The organism is Aquincola agrisoli, from assembly GCF_036621135.1.
GTDB lineage: Bacteria > Pseudomonadota > Gammaproteobacteria > Burkholderiales > Burkholderiaceae_C > Aquincola > Aquincola agrisoli.
The window spans coordinates 1-25,014 of record NZ_JAZIBG010000054.1 but is presented as its reverse complement, the minus strand read 5'-3'; the positions used below and the strand labels follow the sequence as shown (position 1 = coordinate 25,014).

Here is a 25,014-nt window from a genome sequence, read left to right as displayed (position 1 = left end):
TGCCGGGTCAATCCAGCGTAACTTCCGTGCGCACCCCGCCGGCCCGCTCGGCGCGCGCAGTGAGCGCCAGGCGGGTGCCCGCCGGGCCGCGCACCACCCACTCGGCCACTGTACGGTCGGCCGTCAGCTCGCGATGCGGCAAAAAGGCCTGCTGCGAGACCTTGGGCGCATGGCCTTCCAGCTGCGGGCCCTCGAAACGCGCCTTGCCGCCGACCAGCGCCACCGCCGGGTCGTCGGGCAGGTGGATCTCGAACATGACGCCGCGCACGGTCTTGCGCTGCAGCGCACGCTGGCTGACGTAGCTGGACAACCAGCCGGTGTTGGCCACGGCGAAGCGCACCCGCCAGGTGTCGGGGCCGAGTGCCTGCACCTCGGTGCGCAGCAGCTCGAGTTTCGGCAGGCTCAGCGCGATCTGCGTCATCCAGGCGGGGAAGCGGGCCACCTCGCGCTCGCGCAGGTGCGGCGGCGGGTTGCGCCAGAAGTTCAGCCGGTCCCAGCCGCCGATCTCGACCGGCCCCAGTTGCGGATGCAGGAACGGCCGCCAGTCGACATGCGCCTGCCCGCCGCACTGTTCGTCGCTCCACTTCAGCAGCTTCAGGTCGTCCTCGACCGGATGCTCCCGGTACCAGTCGATCCACGGGTAGCCGGTGATACCGGCCTCGCGGTTGGGCGCCCACAGCTCGACCGTCCAAAAGAGCGCGCCGAGGTGCTCGTACAGCCAGTCCTGCGTGCCGCTGACGTGCTGCTTCGGGTGGTATTTGAACTCGTGGTGGATGCTCACCGCGGGGTAGCCGGTCAGCTGTTCGCCGATCGCCGAGAAGCGCCGGTACAGCCACAGGTCCTCGGGGATCATCTCCTCGTCGCTGGCCGTGCTCAGCGGGCGCAGGATGACACCGCTGTGCGTGTGGTAGCTGACGGCGGCACCGATGTTCGGGTGCGCGACGACGAAGTCGACCATCGCGCGCACCTCGGGCTCGCTGGTGGGGTACGGACCGGCACCGCTCTGCTCGAACTCCTGCCGCCACTGGCCCGGGAAGTTGCGGTTCAGGTCCAGCCCTTCCGGGTCGCGGTTGACGCTGGCGAGGAGCCCGTCGTAGTTCTTCAGCGTGCCTTCGGGCAGCAGCCGGTAGTACGCGCCGCCGAACTCGCCCGGCTCCCGCGCCACCAGCAGCCGCGGCTCTGCAGGATGCTGCTTCCAGGGGCCGTGCGGGTCCGGCATCCGCATGCTGAGGATGCGGCCGTCGCCGTCGATGTCCTCCACCGTCAGGCCGTCGACCGGCACCTCGTCGTACGGGTAGCGCCGCACCGACGAGCGGATGTGCCGGGGGCGGTCGGCCAGCGCCAGCTCGGCCCCGTCGGGGTTGAGCCGTGCGCACAGGTAGACGCTGCGGGTGTCGAGCAGCTGCGTCACCGCCCGATCGGCGCCGTAGCGCTCGAGCAGGTGGTGGAGGTAGTACAGGCACGCGGTGCTGGCGGTCAGCTCGCCGGCGTGGATGTTGCCGTCGAGCCAGAAGGCGGGCTTGTCGGTGTCGGCGCCGGTCGCGCGGTTGGTGAGGGTGGCCAGCCAGATGTCGCGGCCCTCGAAGCTGCGCCCGATCGAGCTCAGCCGCATCAGCCCCGGACGCGCCGCCGCATAGGCCCGCAGCAGCGCGGTCAGCGCCTCGTGGCGGTAGAAGGTGTCGAAGCGCGGGGTCGGCAGCGGCGGCGGGGCAGCGGCGTCGTCGAGCATGTCGGACGCCTACCGGCCCACGGGCCAGGGGTCGCCGTCGACGAACACGCGCAGCTCGCCCGGGGCGAACGCGGTCCAGGGCTCGCCGTGCGTGAGCGGCTGCGTCGCGACCAGCGCGACGCGGTCCTCCGGTCCGGTGAGCGCGGCGAAGTCGACGCTGAGGTCCTCGTCGGCGAGCCGGGCGGCGCCGAATGGGGGCCGGCGCTGCAGCCAGTGGAGGTGCGTGCTGCAATGGGCCCAGAGGGCCTGGCCGTTGCTGAGCAGGCCGTTGAAGGTGCCGTGCCGCGCCAGCACGGGCAGCAGCTCGCGCAGCGTGCGGGTCAGCTCCTCGACGGTCGGGACGCTGGCGTGCGCCTTGGCCAGCTCCTGCATCAGCCAGCAGAAGGCACGTTCGCTGTCGGTGCCGCCGACGGGCCGGAAGGCCGCATGCAGGACGGGATCGAAGCCCTTCAGGTCGCCGTTGTGGGCGAAGACCCAATACCGGCCCCACAGTTCGCGCATGAACGGGTGCGTGTTCTCCAGCGCCACATGGCCCTGGGTCGCCTTGCGGATGTGGGCGATGACGTTGCGGCTCTTGATCGGGTAGCCCTTCACCAGCTCGGCCACCGGCGATTGGCGTGCGCTGTGGTGGTCGACGAAGAGCCGGACGCCGCGGTCCTCGAAGAAAGCGATGCCGAAGCCGTCCTTGTGCTCGTCGGCACGCGTGGCGAGACCGGTGAAGCTGAACATCACGTCGGTCGGGGTATGGGCGTTCATGCCCAGCAGTTGGCACATGGCGTTGTAAGCATAGCCTGACGGCGCGCAGCGGCCGACACCGCTGGCGGACCGGCCCGCGCAGGACCATGATGCAGGCGGCGCCACCTCCGGCGCCTGCCCACCGAGACCGCGATGGCCCCCTTCTTCGACGACCTCTCCGCCGGCTGGCGATCCGCCCCCGCCGGCACGCCCGAAACGCCGATCCGTGCCAGCTACCGCTGCCAGTGCGGACGCGCCGTCTTCTTCCGCAACAGCCAGTGTGTGGCTTGCGGCACCGCGCTGGGCTACGACCCCCAGAGGGCGCTGGTGCTGCCGATCGTGGCGGCCGAGGGTGGCGACGGCGCCCCCGTGTGGCAAGCCGCCGAGGGCTTCGGCGACGCGGCGCTGCGCTACAGGCGCTGCACCAACTTCGACACCGTCGCCGGCTGCAACTGGCTGCTGGCGGCCGACGAGCCGGCGACGCTGTGCATCGCCTGCCGCCTGAACCGGACGATTCCCGACCTGTCGCAGCCCGATAACGCGGCGCTGTGGCGCCGCAGCGAGGTGGCCAAGCGGCGGCTGGTCGCGCAATTGCTGCGGCTCGGCCTGCCGGTCAAGTCGCGCGTCAGCGAGGACCCCGAACGCGGCGTGATGTTCGACTTGCTGCGTTCGTCGGCGGGCGCACCGCCGGTGATGACGGGCCACGACGAGGGACTCATCACGCTCAACGCGGAGGAGGCCGACGACGCGCGGCGCGAGCAGGTGCGCGCCTCGATGCACGAGCCCTACCGCACCATGCTCGGCCACTTCCGCCACGAGATCGGCCATTACTACTGGGACCGCCTGGTGCGCGACACCGAGTGGCTGGAGCCCTTCCGCCTGCGCTTCGGCGACGAGCGGGAGGACTACGACGCCGCGCTGCGGCGCCACTACGAAAACGGACCCGATCCGTTGTGGCCGCAGCGCTGTGTGAGTGCCTATGCCAGCACCCATCCCTGGGAGGACTGGGCGGAGACCTGGGCGCACTACCTACACATGGTCGACACCATGCTCACCGCGCGTGGCATGGGCATCGGCGGCGACAACATCGAGCTCGAGATCGAGCCCTTCACGATGGCCGACCTGGACGCGCCCGACGCGCCGGGCGCCGACCGCTTCCTGCAGTTCGTCAACACCTGGGTGGAACTGAGCGCGGCGATGAACGAGCTGTCGCGCGCGATGGGGCAGCAGGACCACTACCCGTTCGTGCTGTCGCGGCCGGCCGTGGCCAAGCTTCACTTCGTGCATCGGCTGGTGTCCGCCACGCGCGAGGCCACCAACGCCACGCCGGAGCCGACGCCGGTGACGGTGGACCCGGTCGAGGCGGCGGTCAGCGCACCGGCAGAAACAGCTTCGTCAGCCCCCGCAGCGTGACCAGGCTGCCGGGGTTGCGGGTCTCGTCGAGCACGCCGCTCATGCGGCGCACGATGGCCGGGTTGCGGCGTGCGCGCCAGATCAGCAGGTCGGCCAGCCAGGGGTGTTCGTTGACGCGGTTGGCGCGCTCGTACAGGTCGAAGCGCGGTTTCAGCGCGCGCAGGCTGGCGTCGTAGGCAGACTGCACCGCCGCATCGCCTGACTGCTGCCGGCGCCCGGCCACCAGCGCCTCGGCCGCCAGCAGGCCGGTCTCCATCGCCTTGCCGATGCCCTCGCCGGTGAAGGCGTAGGTACTGCCGGCGGCCTCGCCGGTCACCAGCAGGCCGGGCTCCGAGTAGCGCGCGCCTTCGAGCGAACAGCGCAGCGGCGCGCCCTTCAGCTCGCCCTGCAGCGTGCCGCCGGCCATCAGCTCGCGCGCCGGCGCATAGGCATCGCAGAAGGCCGCGAACACCTCGCGCAGGTTCACGTCCTGCATCACGCGGCGGCCGTCGCGCAGCTTGCGGTGGCTGTGTGCCAGGCCCACCCCGATGTTGAAGACGCCGTCGCGGCACGGGAAGATCCAGCCGTAGCCCGGACGCAGGCGCTGGTGCCAGACGATCTCCATCGCGGTGATGCGCCCGGCCATCGCGTCGTTCTTCACGTAGCCGCGCAGCGCGACGCCGGTGGGCTGCTGGCGCTCGCACATTCCGGCCGCCAGCAGCGCCTTGGGCACGGCGCCGGTGGCCAGCACCAGCCAGGTCGAGCGGATGTCGTGCACCGCGTCGCCCCCCTGTCGCACCCGCGCGCCGACGACGCGGCCGCCGTCGCGCAGCGGTGCCTCGAAGCGCACGGGCGTGAAGCGCCGCGCGCCGGCGTTCACCGCGGCGCGGCACAGGATGTCGTCGAGCTGTCTGCGCGGCAGCACCGACAGCGAGCCCGGCACGTCGACGCGGCCGCCGCGCGGCCCGATGCACGCCACGTGAGACACCCGCTGCGCCACCGCGGCGACCTCGGCGTACACGCCCAGCCGCTGCAGCGCCGCGTGCGAATCGGGAATCAGGCCGTCGCCGCACACCTTGTCGCGAGGGAAGTCGTGCTGGTCGATCAGCACCACGTCGACGCCCGCGCGCGCCAGCCACTGGGCGCAGGCGCTGCCAGACGGGCCGGCGCCGACGACCAGCACGTCGCAGGAAGGCGGCAGCGGGGATCTTGGCGGCGCTTCGGCCTGCGAGGCCCCGGGCGGGGGCGAGGACATTTCGGGTGGCATCGCACCTCCTCCGGCAGTGAACGCGTCTTCGTCGTTCGACATGGCGCCGGATTCTAGGAGCGCGCCTTCCCCGCCCCCGGCGCAGCCCGCATGCGCCACGCCGCCGCGGCCGCCACGGCGGTGACCAGCGCCAGCATCGCGAAGGCCTCGTGGAAGGCGGCAAGTTGGCCCGCCGTCGAGCCGCTGCCCAGCCCCGCGCCGTGCGCCTGCAGCCGCCACTCCAGCACGATGCCGGTGAGGCTCACGCCCACCGCGCCGCCGAGCTGGCGCAGGAAGTTGATGACGCTCGCGCCCTGCGCGATGAGCGCCGGCTCCACCGCACGCACCGCGCCGAGGTTGAGCGAGGGCAGCACGAAGCCCAGCCCCACGCGGCCCACCACCGCCCACAGCGCGATGACGGCCAGCGCGGTGCCGAGGCTCACGGTCAGCATCAGCGCGAACGAGGCTGCGAGCAGCAGGATGCCCAGCGTCACCAGCCGGTGCACCGGCACACGGTCGGCCAGCCGGCCGCCCCAGGGGATGGTGATGGCCAGCGCGATGCCCGCCGGGAACAGCACCGCGCCGGCCTGCGAGGGCGGCAGCCGCAGCGCGGTCTGCATGAACACCGGCACCAGGTAGGTGGAGCCGAACAGCGCCATGCCGTAGATGAAGGCGACGCAGCCGCCCATCGCGAAGGCGCGGTAGCCGAAGAGCGCCGGGGCCATCAGCGGCTGTGCCGCGCGGCGCTGCAGCAGCACGAAGGCGACGATGCCGGCGGCGGCGGCCGCCAGCAGGACGATGGCCAGCAGCGGCACGCCGGCTTCGGCCTCGCGCAGCTCGACCATGCCGTTGAGCAGCGCGACGATCGCCATCGCGATCAGCCCGAGGCTCCAGACGTCGAGCCGGGCGGGCAGCGCGTCTTCATGCGGCGCGGCGCGGCTGGGCAGGTAGCGGCGCGCCAGCAGCAGCGCGACCACGCAGAACGGCACCACGACGAAGAAGATCGAGCGCCACCCGAAGTGCTCGACCAGCACGCCGCCGATGCTGGGGCCGATGGCCGGCGCCAGCACCGAGCCCATGCCGAACACGCCCATCGCCTTGCCCTGCTCGTGCGGACCGAAGATGCGCATGACGACGATGGCCGGTATGGGCTGCATGATGCCGGCGGCCAGGCCTTCGGCCACGCGCATCGCGAGCACCCATTCGTAGCTGCGGCCCAGTCCGCCGCCGATGCCGCCGAGCATCAGCAGCAGCGTGACGCCGACGTAGGTGCCGCGCAGGCCGAAGCGGTCGAGCAGCCAGGGCGTGACCAGCATCGAGACGGTCATCGCCGCCATGAAGCCGGCGGACATCCACTGCGCACGCTCCTGGCCGAGCGTGAAGGCGTCGCTCATGTCGGGCACCGCCACGTTGACGATGGTCGACGACATGATCGACGCCATCGTGCCCACCATCACGGCGACGAGCACCCACCAGCGGTAGTTGGGCCCGTGGCGCACGGCCAGGGCTTCGGCGGACGAGGAGATCAAACGGTTGCGGGCGCCGGCGCGGCGCGAGGAACGAAGCGCCGATCATCCCGCAAAGGGCATGCCCGCTCGCCCGGGCAGCCTACGCAGCCAGCGCCGGGCCGCCCCAAGCAGGCCGCGCAACCCTCTCGGGTGGTGCCATGTATTTCATGGCACCGGGTGCGCCATTCAGGCGTTCGCCTTCACTTTCAGGCGCCACGCGTGCAGCAGGGGCTCGGTGTAGCCGCTGGGCTGGTCCAGGCCCTTCAGCACGAGGTCGAGCGCGGCGCGGTAGGCGTAGGAGGTGTCGAAGTGGCCGGCCATCGGCTGGTACAGCGGATCGCCGGCGTTCTGGCCGTCGACGACCTTGGCCATGCGCTGGAAGGTCTCGTGGATCTGCGCCTCGGTGACGATGCCGTGCAGCAGCCAGTTGGCCATGTGCTGGCTGGAGATGCGCAGCGTCGCGCGGTCTTCCATCAGGCCGACGTCGTGGATGTCGGGCACCTTCGAGCAGCCGATGCCCTGGTCGATCCAGCGCACCACGTAGCCCAGGATGCCCTGCGCGTTGTTGTCGAGCTCCTGCTGGATCTCCGCGGCGGACCATGCCGGCTTGCCGACGATGGGCACCTGGAGCAGGCCGTTCAGCAGCGTGTCGCGCTCCGCGTTGGCGTCGATCTTTTCGAGCTCCTGCTGCACCGCGCTCACGCTTACCTGGTGGTAGTGCAACGCGTGCAGCGTGGCGGCGGTCGGCGACGGCACCCAGGCAGTGTTGGCGCCGGCCTTCGGGTGGGCGATCTTCTGCTCCAGCATCGCGGCCATCAGGTCGGGCATGGCCCACATGCCCTTGCCGATCTGCGCGCGGCCACGCAGGCCGCAGGAGAGGCCGACCAGCACGTTGTTGCGCTCGTAGGCCTGGATCCAGGCGCTCGACTTCATGTCGCCCTTGCGCATCACCGCGCCGCCGCGCATGCAGGTGTGCATCTCGTCGCCGGTGCGGTCGAGGAAGCCGGTGTTGATGAAGGCCACGCGGGCCGAGGCGGCGGCGATGCAGGCCTTCAGGTTCACGCTGGTGCGGCGCTCCTCGTCCATGATGCCCAGCTTCACCGTGTTGGCCGGCAGGCCAAGCAGCTGCTCGACGCGGTCGAACAGCTCGGCGGCGAAGGCCACTTCGGCCGGGCCGTGCATCTTCGGCTTGACGATGTAGACCGAGCCGGCGCGCGAGTTGCGCACGCCGGTGCCGCCGCGGCGCTTCAGGTCGTGCAGCGCGATGGTCGTGGTGATGACCGCGTCCATGATCCCTTCCGGGATCTCCTTGCCGCCGTCCCACAGGATGGCCGGGTTGGTCATCAGGTGGCCGACGTTGCGCACGAACATCAGCGAGCGGCCGTGCAGCGTGACGGTGCCGCCCGCCGCGCCCTTGTACTCGCGGTCGGGATTCAGACGGCGGGTGAAGGTGGTGCCGCCCTTGGCGACTTCCTCGGTCAGCGTGCCCTGCTGGATGCCGAGCCAGTTGCCGTAGGCCACCACCTTGTCGGCGGCGTCGACCACGGCGACGGAGTCTTCCAGGTCGAGGATGGTCGACAGCGCGGCTTCGAGCACCAGGTCGCTGACGCCGGCGGCGTCGGTTTGGCCGATCGGGGTGCTGCGGTCGATCTGGATGTCGATGTGCAGGCCGTTGTGCGCCAGCAGCACCGAGGTGGGCGCGGCGGCGTCGCCTTGGTAGCCGACGAACTGGGCCGCGTCGGCCAGGCCGCTGGCGCCGGTCTTCAGCGCGACGACCAGCTGACCGCCTTCGACGCGGTAGCCGGTGGCGTCCGCGTGCGAGCCGCTGGCCAGCGGGGCCGATTCGTCGAGGAACTTGCGTGCGAAGGCGATGACCTTGGCGCCGCGGGCCGGGTTGTAGCCTTTGCCTTTATCGGCGCCGCCGGTCTCGGGAATGGCGTCGGTGCCGTACAGCGCGTCGTACAGCGAGCCCCAGCGGGCGTTGGCGGCGTTCAGCGCGTAGCGCGCGTTCAGGATGGGCACGACGAGCTGCGGGCCGGCCTGCACGGCCAGCTCGGCATCGACGTTCGACGTGGTCGTCTGCACGCTGGCCGGCTGCGGCTGCAGGTAGCCGATCGACTCGAGGAAGGCGCGGTACGCCGGCATGTCGGCGATCGGGCCGGGGTTCTTCGAATGCCAGCGGTCGAGCTCGGCCTGCAGGCGGTCGCGTTCCGCCAGCAAGGCGGCATTCTTGGGCGCGAGGTCGTGGACGATGGCATCGAAGCCCTGCCAGAACGCGGCGCTGTCGACGCCGGTGCCCGGCAGCACCTTGTCTTCGATGAAGCGGTAGAGGTCGGTCGAAACCTGCAGGCGATGAGCGGCGGTGCGGTCGGTCATGGTGTGTCCTCGGCGGCGGTGGGGCGGGCGTGCCGGCGCGATCGCGGGCACGGGATGTCGCGCACTCTATGCCAGTGCGGCGTTGCGATTGGCCGCTTCCGCCGCGCAGGATCTTTACGCCCAGTGCATGAATCCTGCCGGCCACTCATGTTCCAAACCGTCGTGATCCTGCCTGCAAGGCCTTGGATTGCGATCGGACGCAACGCTATTCGAACGGCCAAGCCGGCACGTCGCGCCCCAACTCAATGCATTCCGCGCATGAGAGCACCAAATAAATGCATAACAATGCGTTCACTGGTGCGTTGCGCACCATCTTTGGACTTCCTGGACGAGACCGATGACCCATACCGACGCCGACGGCTTTCTCTCACATGTCGCCCACCGCAACCCCGGCCAGCCGGAATTCCTGCAGGCCGTCACCGAGGTCATGGAAAGCCTCTGGCCCTTCATCGCCAGGCATCCGAAGTACCAGACGCAGTCCCTGCTCGAACGCCTGGTCGAGCCCGAGCGCGTGATCATGTTCCGCGTGGCCTGGACCGACGACCACGGCCAGGTGCAGGTCAACCGCGGCTACCGCATCCAGCACAGCCTGGCCATCGGGCCGTACAAGGGCGGCCTGCGCTTCCATCCTTCGGTGAACCTGTCGATCCTGAAGTTCCTCGCGTTCGAGCAGACCTTCAAGAACGCGCTCACCACGCTGCCGATGGGCGGCGGCAAGGGCGGCGCCGACTTCGATCCGAAGGGCAAGAGCCAGGGCGAGGTGATGCGCTTCTGCCAGGCGTTCGCGACCGAGCTCTTCCGCCACGTGGGCGCGTACACCGACGTGCCGGCCGGCGACATCGGCGTGGGCGGCCGCGAGGTCGGCTACCTGGCCGGCATGGTGAAGAAGCTGACCAACCGCGCCGACTGCGTGTTCACCGGCAAGGGCCTGTCGTTCGGCGGCTCGCTGATCCGCCCCGAAGCCACCGGCTACGGCAACGTCTACTTCGCGCAGGAGATGCTCAAGCGCAAGGGGCGCAGCTTCGACGGGCTGACGGTCTCTGTCTCGGGCGCCGGCAACGTCGCGCAATACACGATCGAGAAGGCCATGGCCCTGGGCGCCAGGGTGGTGACGGTGTCTGACTCCAGCGGCACGGTGCTCGACGAGGCCGGCTTCACGCCCGAGAAGCTGGCGACGCTGATGGACGTGAAGAACCACCTCTACGGCCGCGTCAGCGACTACGCCGAGCGTGTGGGCGCGCGCTTCCTCGCAGGCGCCACGCCGTGGCACGTGCCGGTCGACGTCGCGCTGCCCAGCGCCACGCAGAACGAACTCAACGAGGACGATGCGAAAACCCTGGTGAAGAACGGCGTGGTCTGCGTGGCCGAGGGCGCCAACATGCCGTCGACGATGGCCGCGGTGAAGGTGTTCGAGGCCGCGGGCGTGCTGTACGCGCCCGGCAAGGCGAGCAACGCCGGCGGCGTGGCCACGTCGGGCCTGGAGATGAGCCAGAACGCGTCGCGCATCTCGTGGCCGCGCGAGGAGGTGGACACCCGCCTGCTGCAGATCATGCAGGGCATCCACGAGGCCTGCCTGCACTACGGCGAGCGGGCCGACCGCACGGTGAGCTACGTGGACGGTGCCAACATCGCCGGCTTCGTGAAGGTGGCCGACGCGATGCTGGCCCAGGGCGTGGTCTAAGGCGCCGGGGCCGATTGGATCGGCCAGCGTCACGGATTCATGGCGAGATCGGCTTGATTGAAACCCTCACTGCGGGTATTTTCAAGCGATGGACCGGCTCAAGCAGATCGAATCCTTCGTCGCCGTGGCGACCAAGGGCAGCCTCACCGCGGCGGCGCAGCTCGAAGGCGTGGCGCCTGCGGTGATCGGCCGCCGCATCGACGCGCTGGAAGCGCGCCTGGGCGTCAAGCTGCTGGTGCGCACCACGCGGCGCATCTCGCTCACGCACGAGGGCAGCGCCTTCCTGGAAGACTGCCAGCGCCTGCTGGCCGACCTGGCGAACGCCGAATCGGGCGTCAGCGCCGGCGGCGCGCGGGCCAACGGCCTGCTGCGCATCACCGCGCCGGCGGGCTTCGGGCGCCGGCACGTGGCGCCGCTGGTGCCACGCTTCCTGGCCGAGCACCCCGACGTGCACGTCTCGCTGAACCTCGCCGACCGGGTGGTCGACATCGTCCATGAGGGCTTCGACTGTGCGATCCGCGTCGGCGACCTGCCGGACTCCAGCCTGGTGAGCGTGCGGCTGGCCGACAACCGGCGGCTGTGCGTCGCGACGCCGGCCTACCTGAAGCGCGCGGGCGTGCCGAAGCAGCCCTCGGACCTGGCACGCCACGAATGCCTGACGTTGAGTTCGGACGCCAGCCAGTCGCGCGGCTGGGCGTTTGCGATGGAAGGCCGCACCCACCACCTGCGTCCGGCCGGCCGGCTCGACTGCACCGACGGCCAGGTGCTGCACGACTGGTGCCTCGCCGGCCTGGGCATCGCCTGGCGCAGCACCTGGGAGGTGGAGGCGGAAGTGGCGCGCGGCGAACTGATGACGGTGCTCGACGACTTCATCGCGCCGCCGAACGGCATCTACGCCGTGTTCCCGCACGCCAAGCACCTGCCGCTGCGGGTGAGGCTGTGGATCGACTTCGTCAAGCAGGCCTACGGCAGCCCGGCCTACTGGCACGGCCGGGGCTGACGGCGCACCGGGCGGCCCGTCAGGCGCCCTTGGCGCAGGCCGACAGGTACTTGTTGCGCTCCTCGCCCTTCAGGCCCTTGGCCGCGGCTTCCTTGCTGCAGGCGCCGAGCTTCTGGCCCTGGGTGACCTTCTTGTCGTCCCCTTTTGCGCAGGCCGACAGGTACTTGTTGCGCTCTTCACCCTTCAGGCCCTTCGCGGAGGCCTCCTTGCTGCAGGCGCCGAGCTTCTCGCCCTGCTTCGCCTGGGCGGCCGAGATGCCGGCGGGGGCGTCCGGGGCCGGCTTCTCGTCGGCCGCCACGGCGGCGGTCGACAGGGCGGCCAGGCTCAGCGCCACGGCGCTCATCAGGTGCTTCATGAACTCTCCTTTTTCTCGAACGGGGTGGGATGGCCGCGACGGCCGCGCGGCCCCGGCACGTCGCCGGCACGCCTACAACGGCTGTACAAGCGCCATGGTGCACCGCATTGGCGCTCCGGCGCCAGCGCAACCCGCCTGCCGTCGGGCTACAGAATTCGGCGGGGATGCGCCAGCCGCTCGTGCGCGGCGTGCAGGCGGCGCACCAGGACCCGGATGAACGCCTTGTCGAACAGGTGCCGGGTGCCGACGGACAACTGCTCCAGCGTCTCGGGCGTGAAGGAGACCGTGGTGGTCGGCAGGGTGACGAGCACGTCGGCACTGTGCAGGCGCAGCTCGGGGTTCGGCGCCAAATAGGCCATTTCGCCCACCGACGTGCCCGCCCCCAGCGAGGCGACACGCTCGCCATCGCGGTACACGTCGACACCGCCCTGCGCGACGATGTGGAAGGTGTTGCCTTCCTCGCCGCGCTTGTACAGCGCGTGGCCATACTTGAAGCGCTGCCACTTCGCGCGGTGCACCACTTCCCACAGCTCGACGTCGCCGAAGCCGGCAAAGAACTCCAGCTGCCGCAGCAGCGTGAAGCGTTCCGAATCGAGTACGCCCTGGAGCTTGCCGCGTGGCACCTCGCGGTTGGCCACCAGCGCCGACAGGCCTTGCGCGAAGGCTTCCCAGTCGGCCGGCCGGCCGTCCGGTGTCTTGGCGAGCGCGCCGCGCACCAGCGCGTCGAGGCGGGGCGGCACGCCGTCGCGCAGCGCCGTCAGCGGCGGCGGCTCCTGCGTGTAGATCTGGTTCATGAGCGCCGGCTGCGTGTCGGCGTCGAACGGCGGGCGGCCGGCGATCAGGTGGTAGAGCACCGCGCCGAGCGAGTAGATGTCGGCCCGGCAGTCGAGCGTGCTGCCGTCGAGCTGCTCCGGCGACATGTAGGCGAGCGAGCCGACGCGGAAGATCTGCGTGCGGTCGGAGCGCAGGTTGAGCACGCTGCCGAAGTCCGTCACCTTCACGTCGATGACCTGGTCGCCCTCGACCACCGCCAGCAGGTTGGCCGGCTTGACGTCGCGGTGGATCAGCCCCTGCCGGTAGACGTAGCCGAGCGCCATCGCGCACTTGAAGCCGATCTCGACGATCTGCTCCAGCGACAGCAGCTGGTCGGCCCGGCAGAAACGCCGCAGCGTGAAGCCGCGGACGTGCTCCATCACCAGGTAGGGCGCGGCCGGGTCTTCGACGGCATCGAAGATCTGCACCACGTTCGGATGCTGGAGCCGGCCGACGAGCGCCGCCTCCGCGGCGAAGAATTTCTCGAAGTAGCGCGGCTCGATGCCGCCGTCGTGCTCCGGCAGGCGCACGCGCTTGAGCGCGACGTCGCGCTGGTGGAACTCGTCGCGCGCGAGGAAAACCTCGCTGGTCGCGCCTTCGCCGAGGCGGCGCAGCACCCGGTACTTGCCGATGGCCGCCGGCAACGACGGATCCGCCGCGGCGGCCGGCGCGACGGGCAGGGGAGTCGTACGGTCGGCGGCGGACATCACCGTCTATCTTCGGCCATTGGGCGGCGCCGCTTGAGCCGGCCGTGCGCGGCGCGAGGCGGGGGCACCCCAACTTAGAATCCGCCCATGATCCAAGCCAAGCAGGACTTGCTCTCCGCCTTGCGCGCAGCGGTCGCGGAACTGGCCCCCGAACCCGGCCCGTCGCTCCCCTCCCCCGATGCCCTCGAATTCGAGTCGCCCAAGCAGGCCTCGCACGGCGACCTCGCGGTCACCGCGGCGATGCAGCTCGCGCGCGGGCTGAAGAAGAACCCCCGTGAACTGGCCCAGGCGCTCGTCGAGGCGCTGAAGCGCCAGCCGGCCGTCGAACGCTGGGTGTCGGCGCTGGAGATCGCCGGCCCCGGCTTCATCAACCTGCGCTTGAAGGACGCCGCCAAGCAGGCCGTCGTCGCCGAGGTGCGGGCCGCCGGCGACGGCTTCGGCCGCCAGCCGGCCCATGGCCACAAGCTGATGGTGGAGTTCGTCTCGGCCAACCCGACCGGCCCCCTGCACGTCGGCCATGCCCGCCAGGGCGCGCTGGGCGACAGCCTGTCGCACCTGTTCGAGACGCAGGGCTTCGACGTCACCCGCGAGTTCTACTACAACGACGCCGGCGTGCAGATCGCCACACTGGCCGCCTCCACGCAGGCGCGCATCCAGGGCCTGAAGCCCGGCGACGCCGGCTGGCCCGAGAGTGCCTACAACGGCGACTACATCGCCGACATCGCCGCCGATTTCCTCGCGAAGAAGACCGTCAAGGCCGACGACCGCGAGTTCACCGCCTCCGGCGACCCGGACGACCTCGACGGCATCCGCCAGTTCGCGGTGGCGTACCTGCGCCACGAGCAGGACCTGGACCTGCAGGCCTTCGGCGTCCAGTTCGACAGCTACTACCTGGAAAGCAGCCTCTACACCTCCGGCCGCGTCGCGCAGACGGTCGAGCGGCTCGTCGCCGCCGGCAAGACCTACGAGCTGGACGGCGCTCTGTGGCTGAAGAGCACGGACTACGGCGACGACAAGGACCGCGTGATGCGCAAGTCCGACGGCACGTTCACGTACTTCCTGCCGGACGTGGCGTACCACATCGCCAAGTGGGAGCGCGGCTTCGAGAAGGTCATCAACTGCCAGGGCACCGACCACCACGGCACGATCGCCCGGGTGCGCGCCGGCCTGCAGGCGGCCAACGCCGGCATCCCGCCCGGCTACCCCGACTACGTGCTGAACACGATGGTGCGCGTGGTGCGCGACGGCGCCGAAGTGAAGATCAGCAAGCGCGCCGGCAGCTACGTGACGCTGCGCGACCTGATCGACTGGACCAGCCGCGACGCGGTGCGCTTCTTCCTGATCAGCCGCAAGGCCGACACCGAGTTCACCTTCGACATCGACCTCGCGCTGAAGCAGAACGACGAGAACCCGGTGTTCTACGTGCAGTACGCGCATGCGCGCATCTGCTCGGTGCTGGCCAAGGCGGGCGCCGGCGAACTGGCGCAGGCCGACCTGTCGCGCCTTGTTGCGCCGACCGAACTGTCGCTGATGCTGAAGCTGGCCGACTACCCGGCCATGCTGCAGCGGGCCGCGGCCAGCCTGGCGCCGCACGACGTGGCGTTCTACCTGCGCGATGTGGCGGCCGCCTTCCACAGCTACTACGCGGCCGAGCGCTTCCTGGTCGACGACGCCGAACTGTCGCGTGCCCGCCTGGCGCTGCTGGATGCCACGCGCCAGGTGCTGCGCAACGCGCTGGCCCTGCTGGGCGTGAGCGCCCCCGAGAGCATGAACCGGGCCGAGGAGCCCCTGAAGGAATCCGCATGAAGTCGCAACGTGGGGGCTTCGTGATGGGCCTTATCGTCGGCCTGCTGCTGGGCCTGGCGCTGGCGCTGGGCGTGGCGCTCTACGTCACCAAGGTGCCGGTCCCCTTCGTCAACAAGGTGCCGCAGCGCTCCGCCGACCAGGACGCGGCCGAGGCGGAGAAGAACAAGAACTGGGATCCGAACGCCCCGCTGTCGGGCCGGCCGACACAGCGCGCCGCCTCCGGCACGGTGCAGACGCCCGTCTATCCGGCCCAGCCCGCGGTGCCCGCGCCGACGCCCGAGGCCCCCGCGGCCGCGGCATCGACGCGCGATCCGGCGGCCATCCTGTCGGGCCAGGACGCCGCGCCGGCGGCACCGCCGGCCGCTGCTCGGTCCGCCAGAACCGGCCCCGACGCGTTCACCTACTTCGTGCAGGCGGGTGCGTTCGCCCGGCCGGAGGATGCCGAGCAACAGCGCGCCAGGCTCGCCATGCAGGGCCTGGCGGCCCGCGTCACCGAGCGCGAGCAGTCCGGCCGTACCGTGTACCGTGTCCGCCTGGGGCCCTACGAGCACCGCGACGACGCTGAATCCGCGCAGCAGCGGCTGCAAGGCTCGGGCGTCGAGGCGGCGCTGGTGAGGGTGGAGCGCTGAAACGCCCGCCAAGCGAAACTTTCGATACGGGCGCCGGTCCATCGGCGTCTGAACCGATCTCAAGAGGATTTGCATGAACCGTCGTGACTTCACCGCCCGCGCCGCGGGCACCGGCCTGGGCCTCGGGCTCGGGCTGATCGGCACCGCAGCGCAGGCCCAGGGTGCGCAGCCGGTGGAGGGCAAGGACTTCGTGCGCCTGTCGTCGCCGGCGCCCACGAGCAGCAACGGCAAGATCGAGGTGGTCGAGTTCTTCTGGTACGGCTGCCCGCATTGCAATGCGTTCGAGCCCGCCCTCGACGCCTGGGCGCGCAAGCTGCCGGCCGACGTCGCCTTCCGCCGCGTGCCGGTGAGCTTCGCCGCCATGCACGAGACGCACGCCAAGGTCTTCTATGCGCTCGAAGCGCTGGGCCAGGTCGAGGCGCAGCACCGCAAGGTGTTCGCCGCCATCCACGTGCAGCACAAGCGGCTTGACAAGGAGGCCGACATCGTCGACTTCATGGTGCAGAACGGCGTCGACGGCGCGAAGTTCGCCGAAGCCTTCAAGTCGTTCGGCGTGGCCACCAAGGTCCGCCAGGGCAAGCAGCTTTCCGAGGCCTACAAGATCGACGGTGTACCGTCGATCGGCGTGGCCGGCCGGTGGTACACGGCGCCCTCGATGGCCGGTTCGCCCGAACGGGCGCTGGCCGTGGCTGATGCGCTGATCCAGCGCGCCCGCAAGCCGGCCTGACCACGACGCCGCCGCCCATCGGCGGCGGGGTTTGCGCAGGCCTCCACAGTCGGTGGGAGGCCCGGGGCATGAAACTGGGGCTAGAATGCCCATGCAAGTTTCATGCCTTTATGAATCACCTCTCCATCCTCCCGTCGCTGAAATCCGGATCGTGCTGTGCGGGAAGGGGAATGGCCGTGCTGGTCGCGGCAGCCTGTCTCCTCGCCGGGCCGGCCTGGGCCGCCCGGGCCGACCGCAACCAGCCGATCACCATCGACGCCGACAAGCCGGGCACCGTCGACATGCTGAAGCAGGTCGTGGTGTTCAACGGCAACGTCGTCATCACCCAGGGCACGATCACCATCCGGGCCGAGCGCGCCGAGATCCGCGAAGGCGCCGACGGCTTCCGCGCGGCGATTGCCATCGGCGGCGCCGGCCAGCAGGCCAGCTTCCGCCAGAAGCGCGAAGGCCTGGACGAATACATCCAGGGCACTGCCGACCGCATCGAGTACGAAGGCCGAGGCGATGTCGTGCGCTTCCTCGGCCGCGCCGCGGTCAAGCGGCTGCGCGGCAGCACGCCGGCCGACGAGATCTCCGGCGAGCGCATCACCTACGACAGCACGACCGAGGTCTTCAGCGTCGCCGGCAGCACCAGCCCCACCCCGCCGGCCGACGGCGCCAGCGGCCCGGGGAACGGCCGGGTGCGCGTGATCCTGACGCCGCGCGAGTCCGCGGCATCCGAGCCGGAGGCCCCGCGTTGACCGCACCGCTGTCCACCACCGACGCGGCGCGGGCCGCTTCGAGCCGGCTCGAAGCCTCCCGGCTGCAGAAGCGCTACGGCACCCGCACCGTGGTGAAGGACGTGCACCTGGCCGTGGGCGCCGGCGAGGTCGTCGGCCTGCTCGGACCCAACGGCGCCGGCAAGACCACCACCTTCTACATGGTCGTGGGCCTCGTGCGTGCCGACGCCGGGGAGATCCGCATCGACGGCGCCGAGGTGCAGCACAAGCCGATCCACCAGCGTTCTCGGCTGGGGCTGTCCTACCTGCCGCAGGAGGCCTCGATCTTTCGCAAGCTCACGGTCGAGGAGAACATCCGGGCCGTGCTCGAGCTGCAGCAGGGCCCCGACGGCAAGCCGCTGCCCGGCAAGGAGATCAACCGCCTGCTCGACGGCCTGCTGGCCGACCTGAGCATCGAGAAGCTGCGCGCCAGCCCGGCACCGGCGCTGTCGGGCGGCGAAAGGCGCCGCGTGGAGATCGCGCGCGCGCTGGCCACCCAACCGCGCTTCATCCTGCTGGACGAGCCGTTCGCGGGGGTCGACCCGATCGCGGTGATCGAGATCCAGCGAATCATCGGTTTCCTCAAGGCCCGTGGCATCGGCGTGCTGATCACCGACCACAACGTACGCGAGACGCTGGGCATCTGCGACCGCGCCTACATCATCAGCGAAGGCCGCGTGCTGGCCGAAGGCACGCCCCACGAGATCGTCGACAACACGGACGTGCGCAAGGTCTACCTTGGCGAGCACTTCCGCATGTGATTGATTGATGCAACCCGGTTGAAGTCATGAAACCCTCGTTGCAAATCCGACTGTCGCAGCACCTGGCGCTGACGCCGCAGCTGCAGCAGTCCATCCGCCTGCTGCAGCTGTCCACGCTGGAGCTGCACCAGGAAGTCGAGCAGATGCTCGAGCAGAACCCCTTCCTCGAGACGGAGGAGGAGCACGTCCCGGCGTTCGAGCAGTCGATGGAACGGCCCGCCGCGAGCTCGCCCGAACGCGACGACGGCGACTTCGCGGCGAGTACCGAGTCCAGCGGCAGCACCGAATCGGAAGGCGCCGAGGCCGCCGGGGTGGACGGCGCCGAATTCGGCACCACTGAGCGCGAGGACTGGGAGAACGGCACCGAACGCGACGACTTCGACGGCATCCGCGAAACGCCCTCGTCGGGCACCGGCAACAACGACAACGACGATTTCGAGCCGCAGGAGCGTGGCGGCGGCGGCATCTCGCTGCAGGAGCACCTGCGCTCGCAGCTCGCGGGCATGCGGCTGGAGCCCGCCGACGCCGCCGCGCTGCATGTGCTGATCGAGTCCCTGAACGAGGACGGCTACCTGGCCGACACGCTGGAGGACATCGCCGAGCAGCTGGCAGGCGATGCCGATCCCGAGGCGCGCGAGGAACTGCTCGAACGCCTGCAGTGCGCGCTGAAGTGGCTGCAGAGCCTGGAGCCGCTGGGCGTGGGCGCGCGCGACCTGCCCGAGTGCCTGGTGCTGCAGCTCAAGGCCCAGCCACGCAGCGAAGCGCAGGCCGTGGCCATCATCGTGTGCAGACAGCATCTGGAACTGCTGGCACGCCGCGACCTGAAGAAGCTGATCGCCGCGACGGGCGCCGACGAAGAGCTGCTGAAGGCCGCGCAGGACTTGATCCGCCGGTGCGAGCCCAAGCCCGGCCGCCCCTTTGCGCGCGCCGAGGCCAACATCATCGTGCCCGACGTGATCGTGCAGAAGTCGGGCCGCGGCTGGAAGGTGGTGCTCAACCCCGACGTGATGCCCAAGCTGCGCATCAACGACTTGTATGCACAAGCGATCCGCGGCAACCGGGGCCACAACGGCAACGGCGCACTTGGCGCGCGGCTGCAGGAAGCGCGCTGGTTCATGAAGAACATCCAGCAGCGCTTCGACACCATCCTGCGCGTGTCCACCGCCATCGTGGAGCGGCAGAAGAACTTCTTCACCCACGGCGAGATCGCGATGAAGCCGCTGGTGCTGCGCGAAATCGCCGACGAGCTCGGCCTGCACGAGTCGACCATCTCCCGGGTGACGACGGCCAAGTACATGGCGACGATGTTCGGCACCTTCGAGTTGAAGTACTTCTTCGGCTCGTCGCTGAACACCGAGGCCGGCGGCAATGCGTCGAGCACCGCGGTGCGCGCGCTGATCAAGCAGCTCGTCGCGGCGGAAGACGCGGCCAAGCCGCTGTCCGACAGCCAGCTCAGCCAGATGCTGGAGGAGCAGGGCATCCAGGTGGCGCGCCGCACGGTGGCCAAGTACCGCGAAGCGCTGAAGATCGCGCCCGCCAACCTGCGCAAGGCGATGTGAATCCGATGACCTCCACTGCCTTGTTCCTGCCGTGTGCCGCCGGCGTCGAGGAGCTGCTGGCCGACGAGTGCCGGCGGCTGCTGGGCGACGTTCGGCTCGACCTCGCGCGCGGCGGCGTGACCGTGCACGGCGACGAACGCACCGCGATGCGCCTGAACCTCGGCAGCCGGCTGGCGCAGCGCGTGTTGTGGCCGCTGGCCCACGGCGCCTACCGCGACGAGCACGACCTGTACGACCTCGGCCGCCAGGTGCGCTGGGGGGACTGGATCACGCCGCGGCAGACGCTGCGGGTCGACAGCACCGCGCAGCGTTCGCCGCTGCGCAGCCTGAATTTCGCGAACCTGCGCATCAAGGACGCCGTCTGCGACGTGCTGCGCGAAGCCACGGGCGAACGGCCCAGCGTCGACACGCGGCACCCGGACCTGCCGCTGGCGTTGCACCTTTCCCCCACCCACGCCACCCTGTACGTCGACACCTCCGGCGAGGCGTTGTTCAAGCGTGGCTGGCGCGAAGCCAAGGGCGAAGCGCCCCTGAAGGAAACGCTGGCGGCGGCCATGCTCGCCGCGGCGGGCTGGCAGGGCCGTGCCGAGGACGGGCCGCTGTTCGACCCGTGCTGCGGGGCAGGCACCATCGCGATCGAGGCGGCACAGATCGCCTGCGGGATCGCGCCGGGCTCGCAGCGGCGCTTCGCCTTCGAGCGGCTGCTGCCCTTCCGGGCGCACCTCGGTGCCTGGCGGGAGATGCAGCGCGAGGCGCAGGCCGCCGTCCATGCGCCGGCCGTGATGGTGCACGCCGGCGATGTGTCCTTCCGCATGACCGACTTTGCCGCGCGCAACGCCGAACGCGCCGGCGTGCGCCACGCCATCGACTTCAAGACGGCCGATGCGCTGCAACGGCCGGCCCCGGCGCCCGCCGGCGTGTTGATGCTGAATCCGCCCTACGGCGAGCGCATCGAGGCCAAGGGCAGCGGCCAGGGCGGCCGCGCCGAGGGCGCAGGCGCCGGCCGGGGCGGGCAAGCCTTCGAAGGCGGCGGCACGCCGGCCGACTTCTTCGCCCAGCTGGCTTCGCAATGGAAGCGCCACTACCCCGGCTGGACGGCGTGGGTGCTCAGCCCCGACATGAAGCTGCCTTCGCTGATGCGGCTGAAGGAGAGCCGGCGCATGCCGATGTGGAACGGCCCGATCGAATGCCGGCTGTTCCGGTTCGACCTGGTGGCCGGCTCGGCGCGCTGAGCGGCGCCCGTCCTGGGCGCCGCGGCCGGCTCAGCGGCTGAACCGCTCCAGGATCGATCCGATCTCGCCGAGGCCCCCGTCGGCCGGGAGCCGGCCCTGCGGCGTCATGCTGTCCACTGCCTGCGGCAGCACCTGCGCCAACTGGCCCAGCAGGTCACCCTGCGACAACCCGGTCTGCTGCGTCAGGCGCCCCAGCAGGTCGCCGCCGAACACCTGGCCGAGCTGATCCGCCGACACCGGCTGGTTCTGGCCGGTGCCGACCCAGGACGACACCACGTCCCCCAGGCCGCCCCGCGTGAACTGTTCCACCAGGCCGGCCAGGCCGCCCTGCCCCTGGCCGCCCTGCTGCCCCATCTGGGACAACACCAGGGCCACGATGCGCAGCAGGTCGGCCTGGCCGCCTGCACCTGCCAGCGGGCCCCCCCGCTCGCCGTCCGCTCCACCGCCGTTGCCCAGCATGCCGATCGCGATGTCCAGCAGTCCCATGTGCTTCTCCTCAAGATTGGAAACGAGCGCGGATTGTGGGAAGCGTGCGGACATGGCGCCAGCACGCCCTCGGGCCGCTGGCCATTACCGCACGAAGAGGCTCACGAGGCGAGCATCGGCGCCACACCCGGGTGCAGCGCTACCGCAGCCAACGCCGCCAGCGGCGCGGTGTCGGCCCGCAGCACCGCCGGACCGAGCGTGGTGGGCAGGAAGCCGGCCGCCCGTGCCGCCTCGACCTCGGCCGGCGCGAGGCCCCCTTCGGGGCCGCTGAGCAGGATCAACCGGGGCGGAACGCTGCCGGCTCGCAGGCGCTGCGCCACCGCCTGCGCATCGCTGCAAAAGCCGAGCAGCCAGCGCGCCTCACCTGCTGCCGGCTGCGACGAGGCCCACCAGCCCGCCAGGCTGGCCACCGGCGCCACCGCCGGGACCCGGTTGCGGCCGCACTGCTCGCAGGCGGCAACCGCGATCGCCTGCCAATGCGCGCGCTTCTTCTCGGCCCGGTCGCCGGCCAGCCGCAGCACGGAACGCTCGGTCATCAGCGGCTGGATCGCAAAGGCGCCCAGCTCGACGGCCTTCTCCACCAACGTGTCCATGCGGTCGTTGGCCGGCATGCCGAGCACGAGCGTGACGGCAGGGCCGATCTCCCGTTCCACGGCGTGATGCGTCTCGGCGACGACCTGCACATCGCTGCGGCCGATGCGCTCGATGCGCGCGGTCCATTCGCCACCCAGGCCGTTGAACAGCGTGAGCTCGGCGCCGGGCTGCAGGCGCAGCACCTGGACATGGCGCGCCGCACCGGGCGGCAGGGCCAGCGACTGGCCTGCGGCCAGCGGGACATCGACGTGGATTCGGGGCATAACCCCGGAGTTTGCCTTCGCCGCGGCTACAGCCTCGCCAGCGCCGCACGGACGATGTCGCGGGAGAACTCCGCGGCCACATCGGCGATGAAGCGCTCGAAGTCGACATGGGCGCTGTCGTCGGCCCGGTCGGACACGGTGCGCAGCACCGCCAGCGGCCGGCCGAAATCGGCGCACACCTGCGCCACCGCGGCGCCCTCCATCTCGACGGCCAGCGCATCGGGCAGCGCGGCCCGCAGCGCCGCGCTCTCGGCCGCGGTGCTGACGAACCGGTCGCCGCTGACCACGAGCCCGTCATGCCGCCGCACCGCCTCGATGCCGAAGCGCTGCAATGCAGGATGCGGCTGCGCGAGCACCACGTCGGTGGCCGCGGCCAGCGAGGCGCACAGCGCCGCGTCCGCCGCGAACCGCGAGCGGCCGGTCAACGGCACCTCGTAGCGGGGAAACAGCGGCGACGCGTCCATGTCGTGCTGAAGCAGCTCACGGCCAACGACCACGTCGCCGACCTGCACGCCTTCGGCGAGCCCTCCCGCGACGCCGGTGAAGAGCAGCGCCTGTGCGTTGAAGGCGTCGAGCGCCAGGGCGGCGGTCGCCGCCGCCGCCACCTTGCCGATGCCGCTCAGCACGAGCAGCACCTCGTGGCCTTCGAGCCGGCCGCGATGGAAGTCGCGGCCGCCGCGGGCATCCACACGCCGGTCTTCGACCAGCGGCAACAGCGCGCGCAACTCCGCGTGCAGCGCGCTGACGACGGCAATGCGCGTCACGCGGCGCCGACGGCCGGCGGCTCGGCCATGCGTTTGTCGCGCAGCTCGCGGCGCAGCACCTTGCCGATCGGTGTCTTCGGCAGCTCGGTGCGGAACTCGATGAGGCGGGGCCGCTTGTAGCCGGTCAGGTTGGCCTCGCAAAAGGCACGAACGTCCTGCTCGGTCAGCGCCTGGTTGCCCTTGACGATGACGACCTTGACTGCCTCGCCCGCCTTGTCGTCCGGCACGCCGACGGCGGCGCACTCCAGCACGCCCTCGAGTTGCGTGAGCACCTCTTCGATCTCGTTGGGGTACACGTTGAAGCCGCTGACCAGGATCATGTCCTTCTTGCGGTCGACGATCTTGAAATAACCGCGCTCGTCCACCACGCCGATGTCGCCGGTCCGGAAAAAGCCGTCGGCCGTCATGACCTTGGCCGTCTCGTCGGGCCGCTGCCAATAGCCGGCCATGACCTGCGGGCCACGGATGGCGATCTCGCCCGCCGCGCCCGGGGGCACCTCACGGCCGTCGTCGTCGAGCAGCATGAACTCCGTGCTCGGGACCGGCAACCCGATGGTGCCGCTGAACCGGGTGCTGTCGACGGGGTTGCACGACGCAGTGGGCGACGTCTCCGACAGTCCGTAGCCCTCGACGATCGGGCAGCCGGTCTTCTCGAGCCAGAGCTTGGCCGTGGCGCTCTGCACGGCCATGCCGCCGCCGACCGAGATCACCAGATGGCTCCAGTCGACCGTGCCGAAATCCGGGTGCCGGGCCAATGCGTTGAAGAGCGTGTTGACGGCGGGAAAACTGTGGAACCGGTGCTTGCTCAGCTCCTTGAGCACCCCGGGCAGATCGCGCGGGTTCGGAATGAGGATGTTGCAGCCGCCGGTGCGCATCGACAGCATCATGTTCGCCGTGAAGCCGAAGATGTGATAGAGCGGCAGTGCGCACACGGTGACCACCTGCTCGCCGGGCGCGACCTTGCGCAGCGCCGGCTGGTACCAGGCCTCGCACTGCAGCACGTTGGCGACGAGATTGCGGTGCAGCAGCACCGCTCCCTTGCTCACGCCCGTCGTGCCGCCCGTGTACTGCAGCGCGGCGATGTCGTCCGGCCCGAGCGCAGGCGCGGTGTAGGGCTTGCGCCGCCCGATCGCCAGCGCGTCGTTGAAGCGCACGGCCGCCGGCAGCTCGAAGGCCGGCACCAGCTTCTTCACCCGGCGCACGACGTAGTTGACGATGGCCCCCTTGGCGACGCCGAGCATGTCGCCCATCGCCGCCAGGACGACATGGCGCACCGGCACCGCATGCGCCACCTGCTGGAACACGTGGGCGAAGTTCTCGATGATCACGAGCGCCTTGGCACCGGCATCCTTGAGCTGGTGCTCCAGTTCGCGCGGCGTGTACAGCGGGTTGACGTTCACGAGCACAAAGCCCGCCCGCAGGATGCCCGCGACGACCACCGGGTACTGCGGCACGTTGGGCATCATCACGGCAACGCGGTCGCCGCGCTCCAGCCCCAGGGATTGCAGGTAGGCCGCGAAGGCGCGGGAGCAGTCGTCGGTCTGGCCGAAGCGGTAGGTGCGGCCCATGAAGACATAGGCCGGAAGGTCGCGGTACTTGCGGAAGCTCTCCTCGAGCAGCGCGACCAGCGAGGGGTAGAGGTCGCTCTTGATCTCAGGAGGCACTCCGGCGGGGTACTGCTTCAGCCACGTCTTCTCCATCGCGGGCAATCTCCAGAACGAGGGGCGATTCTGACAAAGCGCCTCTTCGCGCAGCATCAGGGGATTCGATAGCGATGCAACCCGCCGGCCGGCGCACTACTCCACGGCCTTCACCATCTCCTCGACGACCTTCTTCGCATCGCCGAAGACCATCATGGTCTTGTCCATGTAGAAGAGCTCGTTGTCCAGGCCC

At 70.4% G+C, this 25,014-nt stretch carries 22 protein-coding genes; 10 read left to right on the top strand and 12 right to left on the bottom strand.

The genetic code is table 11. The annotated features are described in order from the left end of the window. Positions 1-7: 7 nt before the first annotated feature. The gene (locus V4F39_RS24270; protein ID WP_332292710.1) at positions 8-1,729 is read right to left on the bottom strand and encodes a M14 family metallopeptidase; all 1,722 of its coding nucleotides are present in this window, start codon (positions 1,727-1,729) and stop codon (positions 8-10) included. Positions 1,730-1,738: 9 nt separating this feature from the next. After that, positions 1,739-2,503: a class II glutamine amidotransferase gene (locus tag V4F39_RS24265; protein ID WP_332292707.1), complete on the bottom strand. Its 765-nt coding sequence runs from the start codon at positions 2,501-2,503 to the stop codon at positions 1,739-1,741. A gap of 114 nt (positions 2,504-2,617) precedes the next feature. On the opposite strand from V4F39_RS24265, the gene V4F39_RS24260 reads away from it, so the two are divergent. Beyond that, positions 2,618-3,877: a zinc-binding metallopeptidase family protein gene (locus tag V4F39_RS24260; RefSeq protein ID WP_332292705.1), complete on the top strand. Its 1,260-nt coding sequence runs from the start codon at positions 2,618-2,620 to the stop codon at positions 3,875-3,877. Here V4F39_RS24260 and V4F39_RS24255 read toward each other — a convergent pair. From V4F39_RS24255 to V4F39_RS24245, 3 genes are all read right to left on the bottom strand, one after another. Beyond that, positions 3,834-5,123, bottom strand: a complete 1,290-nt coding sequence (locus tag V4F39_RS24255; protein WP_332292704.1) for an NAD(P)/FAD-dependent oxidoreductase — start codon at positions 5,121-5,123, stop codon at positions 3,834-3,836. The genes V4F39_RS24260 and V4F39_RS24255 overlap by 44 nt on opposite strands. Before the next feature lie 53 nt (positions 5,124-5,176). Then, entirely contained in the window at positions 5,177-6,628 is a 1,452-nt protein-coding gene (locus V4F39_RS24250) for a DHA2 family efflux MFS transporter permease subunit (RefSeq protein WP_332292936.1), read from the bottom strand. A gap of 168 nt (positions 6,629-6,796) precedes the next feature. Then, positions 6,797-8,986: a malate synthase G gene (locus V4F39_RS24245; RefSeq protein ID WP_332292703.1), complete on the bottom strand. Its 2,190-nt coding sequence runs from the start codon at positions 8,984-8,986 to the stop codon at positions 6,797-6,799. A 337-nt stretch (positions 8,987-9,323) separates the two neighbouring features. On the opposite strand from V4F39_RS24245, the gene gdhA reads away from it, so the two are divergent. Beyond that, on the top strand, positions 9,324-10,667 hold the full coding sequence (gene gdhA, locus V4F39_RS24240; RefSeq protein ID WP_332292701.1) for an NADP-specific glutamate dehydrogenase: 1,344 nt from the start codon (positions 9,324-9,326) through the stop codon (positions 10,665-10,667). A gap of 88 nt (positions 10,668-10,755) precedes the next feature. Next, positions 10,756-11,667 carry a LysR family transcriptional regulator gene (locus V4F39_RS24235; RefSeq protein WP_332292700.1) on the top strand — a complete coding sequence of 304 codons (912 nt, stop codon included), beginning with the start codon at positions 10,756-10,758 and terminating at the stop codon, positions 11,665-11,667. A gap of 19 nt (positions 11,668-11,686) precedes the next feature. Here V4F39_RS24235 and V4F39_RS24230 read toward each other — a convergent pair whose 3' ends face one another. Together V4F39_RS24230 and V4F39_RS24225 are read right to left on the bottom strand one after the other, a co-directional pair. Beyond that, entirely contained in the window at positions 11,687-12,022 is a 336-nt protein-coding gene (locus V4F39_RS24230) for a PsiF family protein (protein WP_332292698.1), read from the bottom strand. A gap of 146 nt (positions 12,023-12,168) precedes the next feature. Beyond that, a complete protein-coding gene (locus V4F39_RS24225) occupies positions 12,169-13,542 on the bottom strand; it encodes a serine/threonine-protein kinase (protein ID WP_332292696.1) in 1,374 nt (457 codons plus the stop codon). 87 nt (positions 13,543-13,629) lie between these two features. Here V4F39_RS24225 and argS point away from each other — a divergent pair, with 87 nt between their 5' ends. The 7 genes from argS (at position 13,630) to V4F39_RS24190 (ending at position 21,014) form a co-directional block, all read left to right on the top strand. Continuing rightward, the gene (gene argS, locus V4F39_RS24220; protein WP_332292695.1) at positions 13,630-15,348 is read left to right on the top strand and encodes an arginine--tRNA ligase; all 1,719 of its coding nucleotides are present in this window, start codon (positions 13,630-13,632) and stop codon (positions 15,346-15,348) included. Continuing rightward, the gene (locus V4F39_RS24215) at positions 15,345-15,977 is read left to right on the top strand and encodes an SPOR domain-containing protein (protein ID WP_332292694.1); all 633 of its coding nucleotides are present in this window, start codon (positions 15,345-15,347) and stop codon (positions 15,975-15,977) included. Before argS ends, V4F39_RS24215 begins: the two co-directional genes overlap by 4 nt. 73 nt (positions 15,978-16,050) lie before the next feature. Beyond that, positions 16,051-16,704 carry a thiol:disulfide interchange protein DsbA/DsbL gene (locus tag V4F39_RS24210; protein WP_332292692.1) on the top strand — a complete coding sequence of 218 codons (654 nt, stop codon included), beginning with the start codon at positions 16,051-16,053 and terminating at the stop codon, positions 16,702-16,704. Positions 16,705-16,874: 170 nt separating this feature from the next. Continuing rightward, the gene (gene lptA, locus V4F39_RS24205; RefSeq protein WP_332292690.1) at positions 16,875-17,444 is read left to right on the top strand and encodes a lipopolysaccharide transport periplasmic protein LptA; all 570 of its coding nucleotides are present in this window, start codon (positions 16,875-16,877) and stop codon (positions 17,442-17,444) included. After that, positions 17,441-18,223 (top strand): LPS export ABC transporter ATP-binding protein, encoded by a 783-nt coding sequence (gene lptB, locus V4F39_RS24200; RefSeq protein ID WP_332292689.1) that lies wholly within the window; start codon positions 17,441-17,443, stop codon positions 18,221-18,223. Before lptA ends, lptB begins: the two co-directional genes overlap by 4 nt. A gap of 26 nt (positions 18,224-18,249) precedes the next feature. Beyond that, entirely contained in the window at positions 18,250-19,782 is a 1,533-nt protein-coding gene (locus tag V4F39_RS24195; RefSeq protein WP_332292687.1) for an RNA polymerase factor sigma-54, read from the top strand. A gap of 5 nt (positions 19,783-19,787) precedes the next feature. After that, complete coding sequence (locus V4F39_RS24190; protein ID WP_332292686.1) at positions 19,788-21,014, top strand: THUMP domain-containing class I SAM-dependent RNA methyltransferase; 1,227 nt, start codon at positions 19,788-19,790, stop codon at positions 21,012-21,014. A gap of 30 nt (positions 21,015-21,044) precedes the next feature. Here V4F39_RS24190 and V4F39_RS24185 read toward each other — a convergent pair whose 3' ends face one another. From V4F39_RS24185 to V4F39_RS24165, 5 genes are all read right to left on the bottom strand, one after another. After that, positions 21,045-21,500 carry a YidB family protein gene (locus V4F39_RS24185; RefSeq protein WP_332292685.1) on the bottom strand — a complete coding sequence of 152 codons (456 nt, stop codon included), beginning with the start codon at positions 21,498-21,500 and terminating at the stop codon, positions 21,045-21,047. A 101-nt stretch (positions 21,501-21,601) separates the two neighbouring features. Next, positions 21,602-22,357, bottom strand: coding sequence for a 16S rRNA (uracil(1498)-N(3))-methyltransferase (locus V4F39_RS24180; protein ID WP_332292683.1), 756 nt, complete (start codon positions 22,355-22,357; stop codon positions 21,602-21,604). A 26-nt stretch (positions 22,358-22,383) separates the two neighbouring features. Beyond that, positions 22,384-23,121 carry a 5'-methylthioadenosine/adenosylhomocysteine nucleosidase gene (locus V4F39_RS24175; protein WP_332292682.1) on the bottom strand — a complete coding sequence of 246 codons (738 nt, stop codon included), beginning with the start codon at positions 23,119-23,121 and terminating at the stop codon, positions 22,384-22,386. After that, positions 23,118-24,821: a long-chain-fatty-acid--CoA ligase gene (locus tag V4F39_RS24170; RefSeq protein ID WP_332292681.1), complete on the bottom strand. Its 1,704-nt coding sequence runs from the start codon at positions 24,819-24,821 to the stop codon at positions 23,118-23,120. The genes V4F39_RS24175 and V4F39_RS24170 overlap by 4 nt, the downstream gene beginning before the upstream one ends. A 96-nt stretch (positions 24,822-24,917) precedes the next feature. Then, on the bottom strand, positions 24,918-25,014 hold a 97-nt coding region (locus V4F39_RS24165), incomplete at its 5' end, for an NAD(P)(+) transhydrogenase (Re/Si-specific) subunit beta (RefSeq protein ID WP_332289104.1).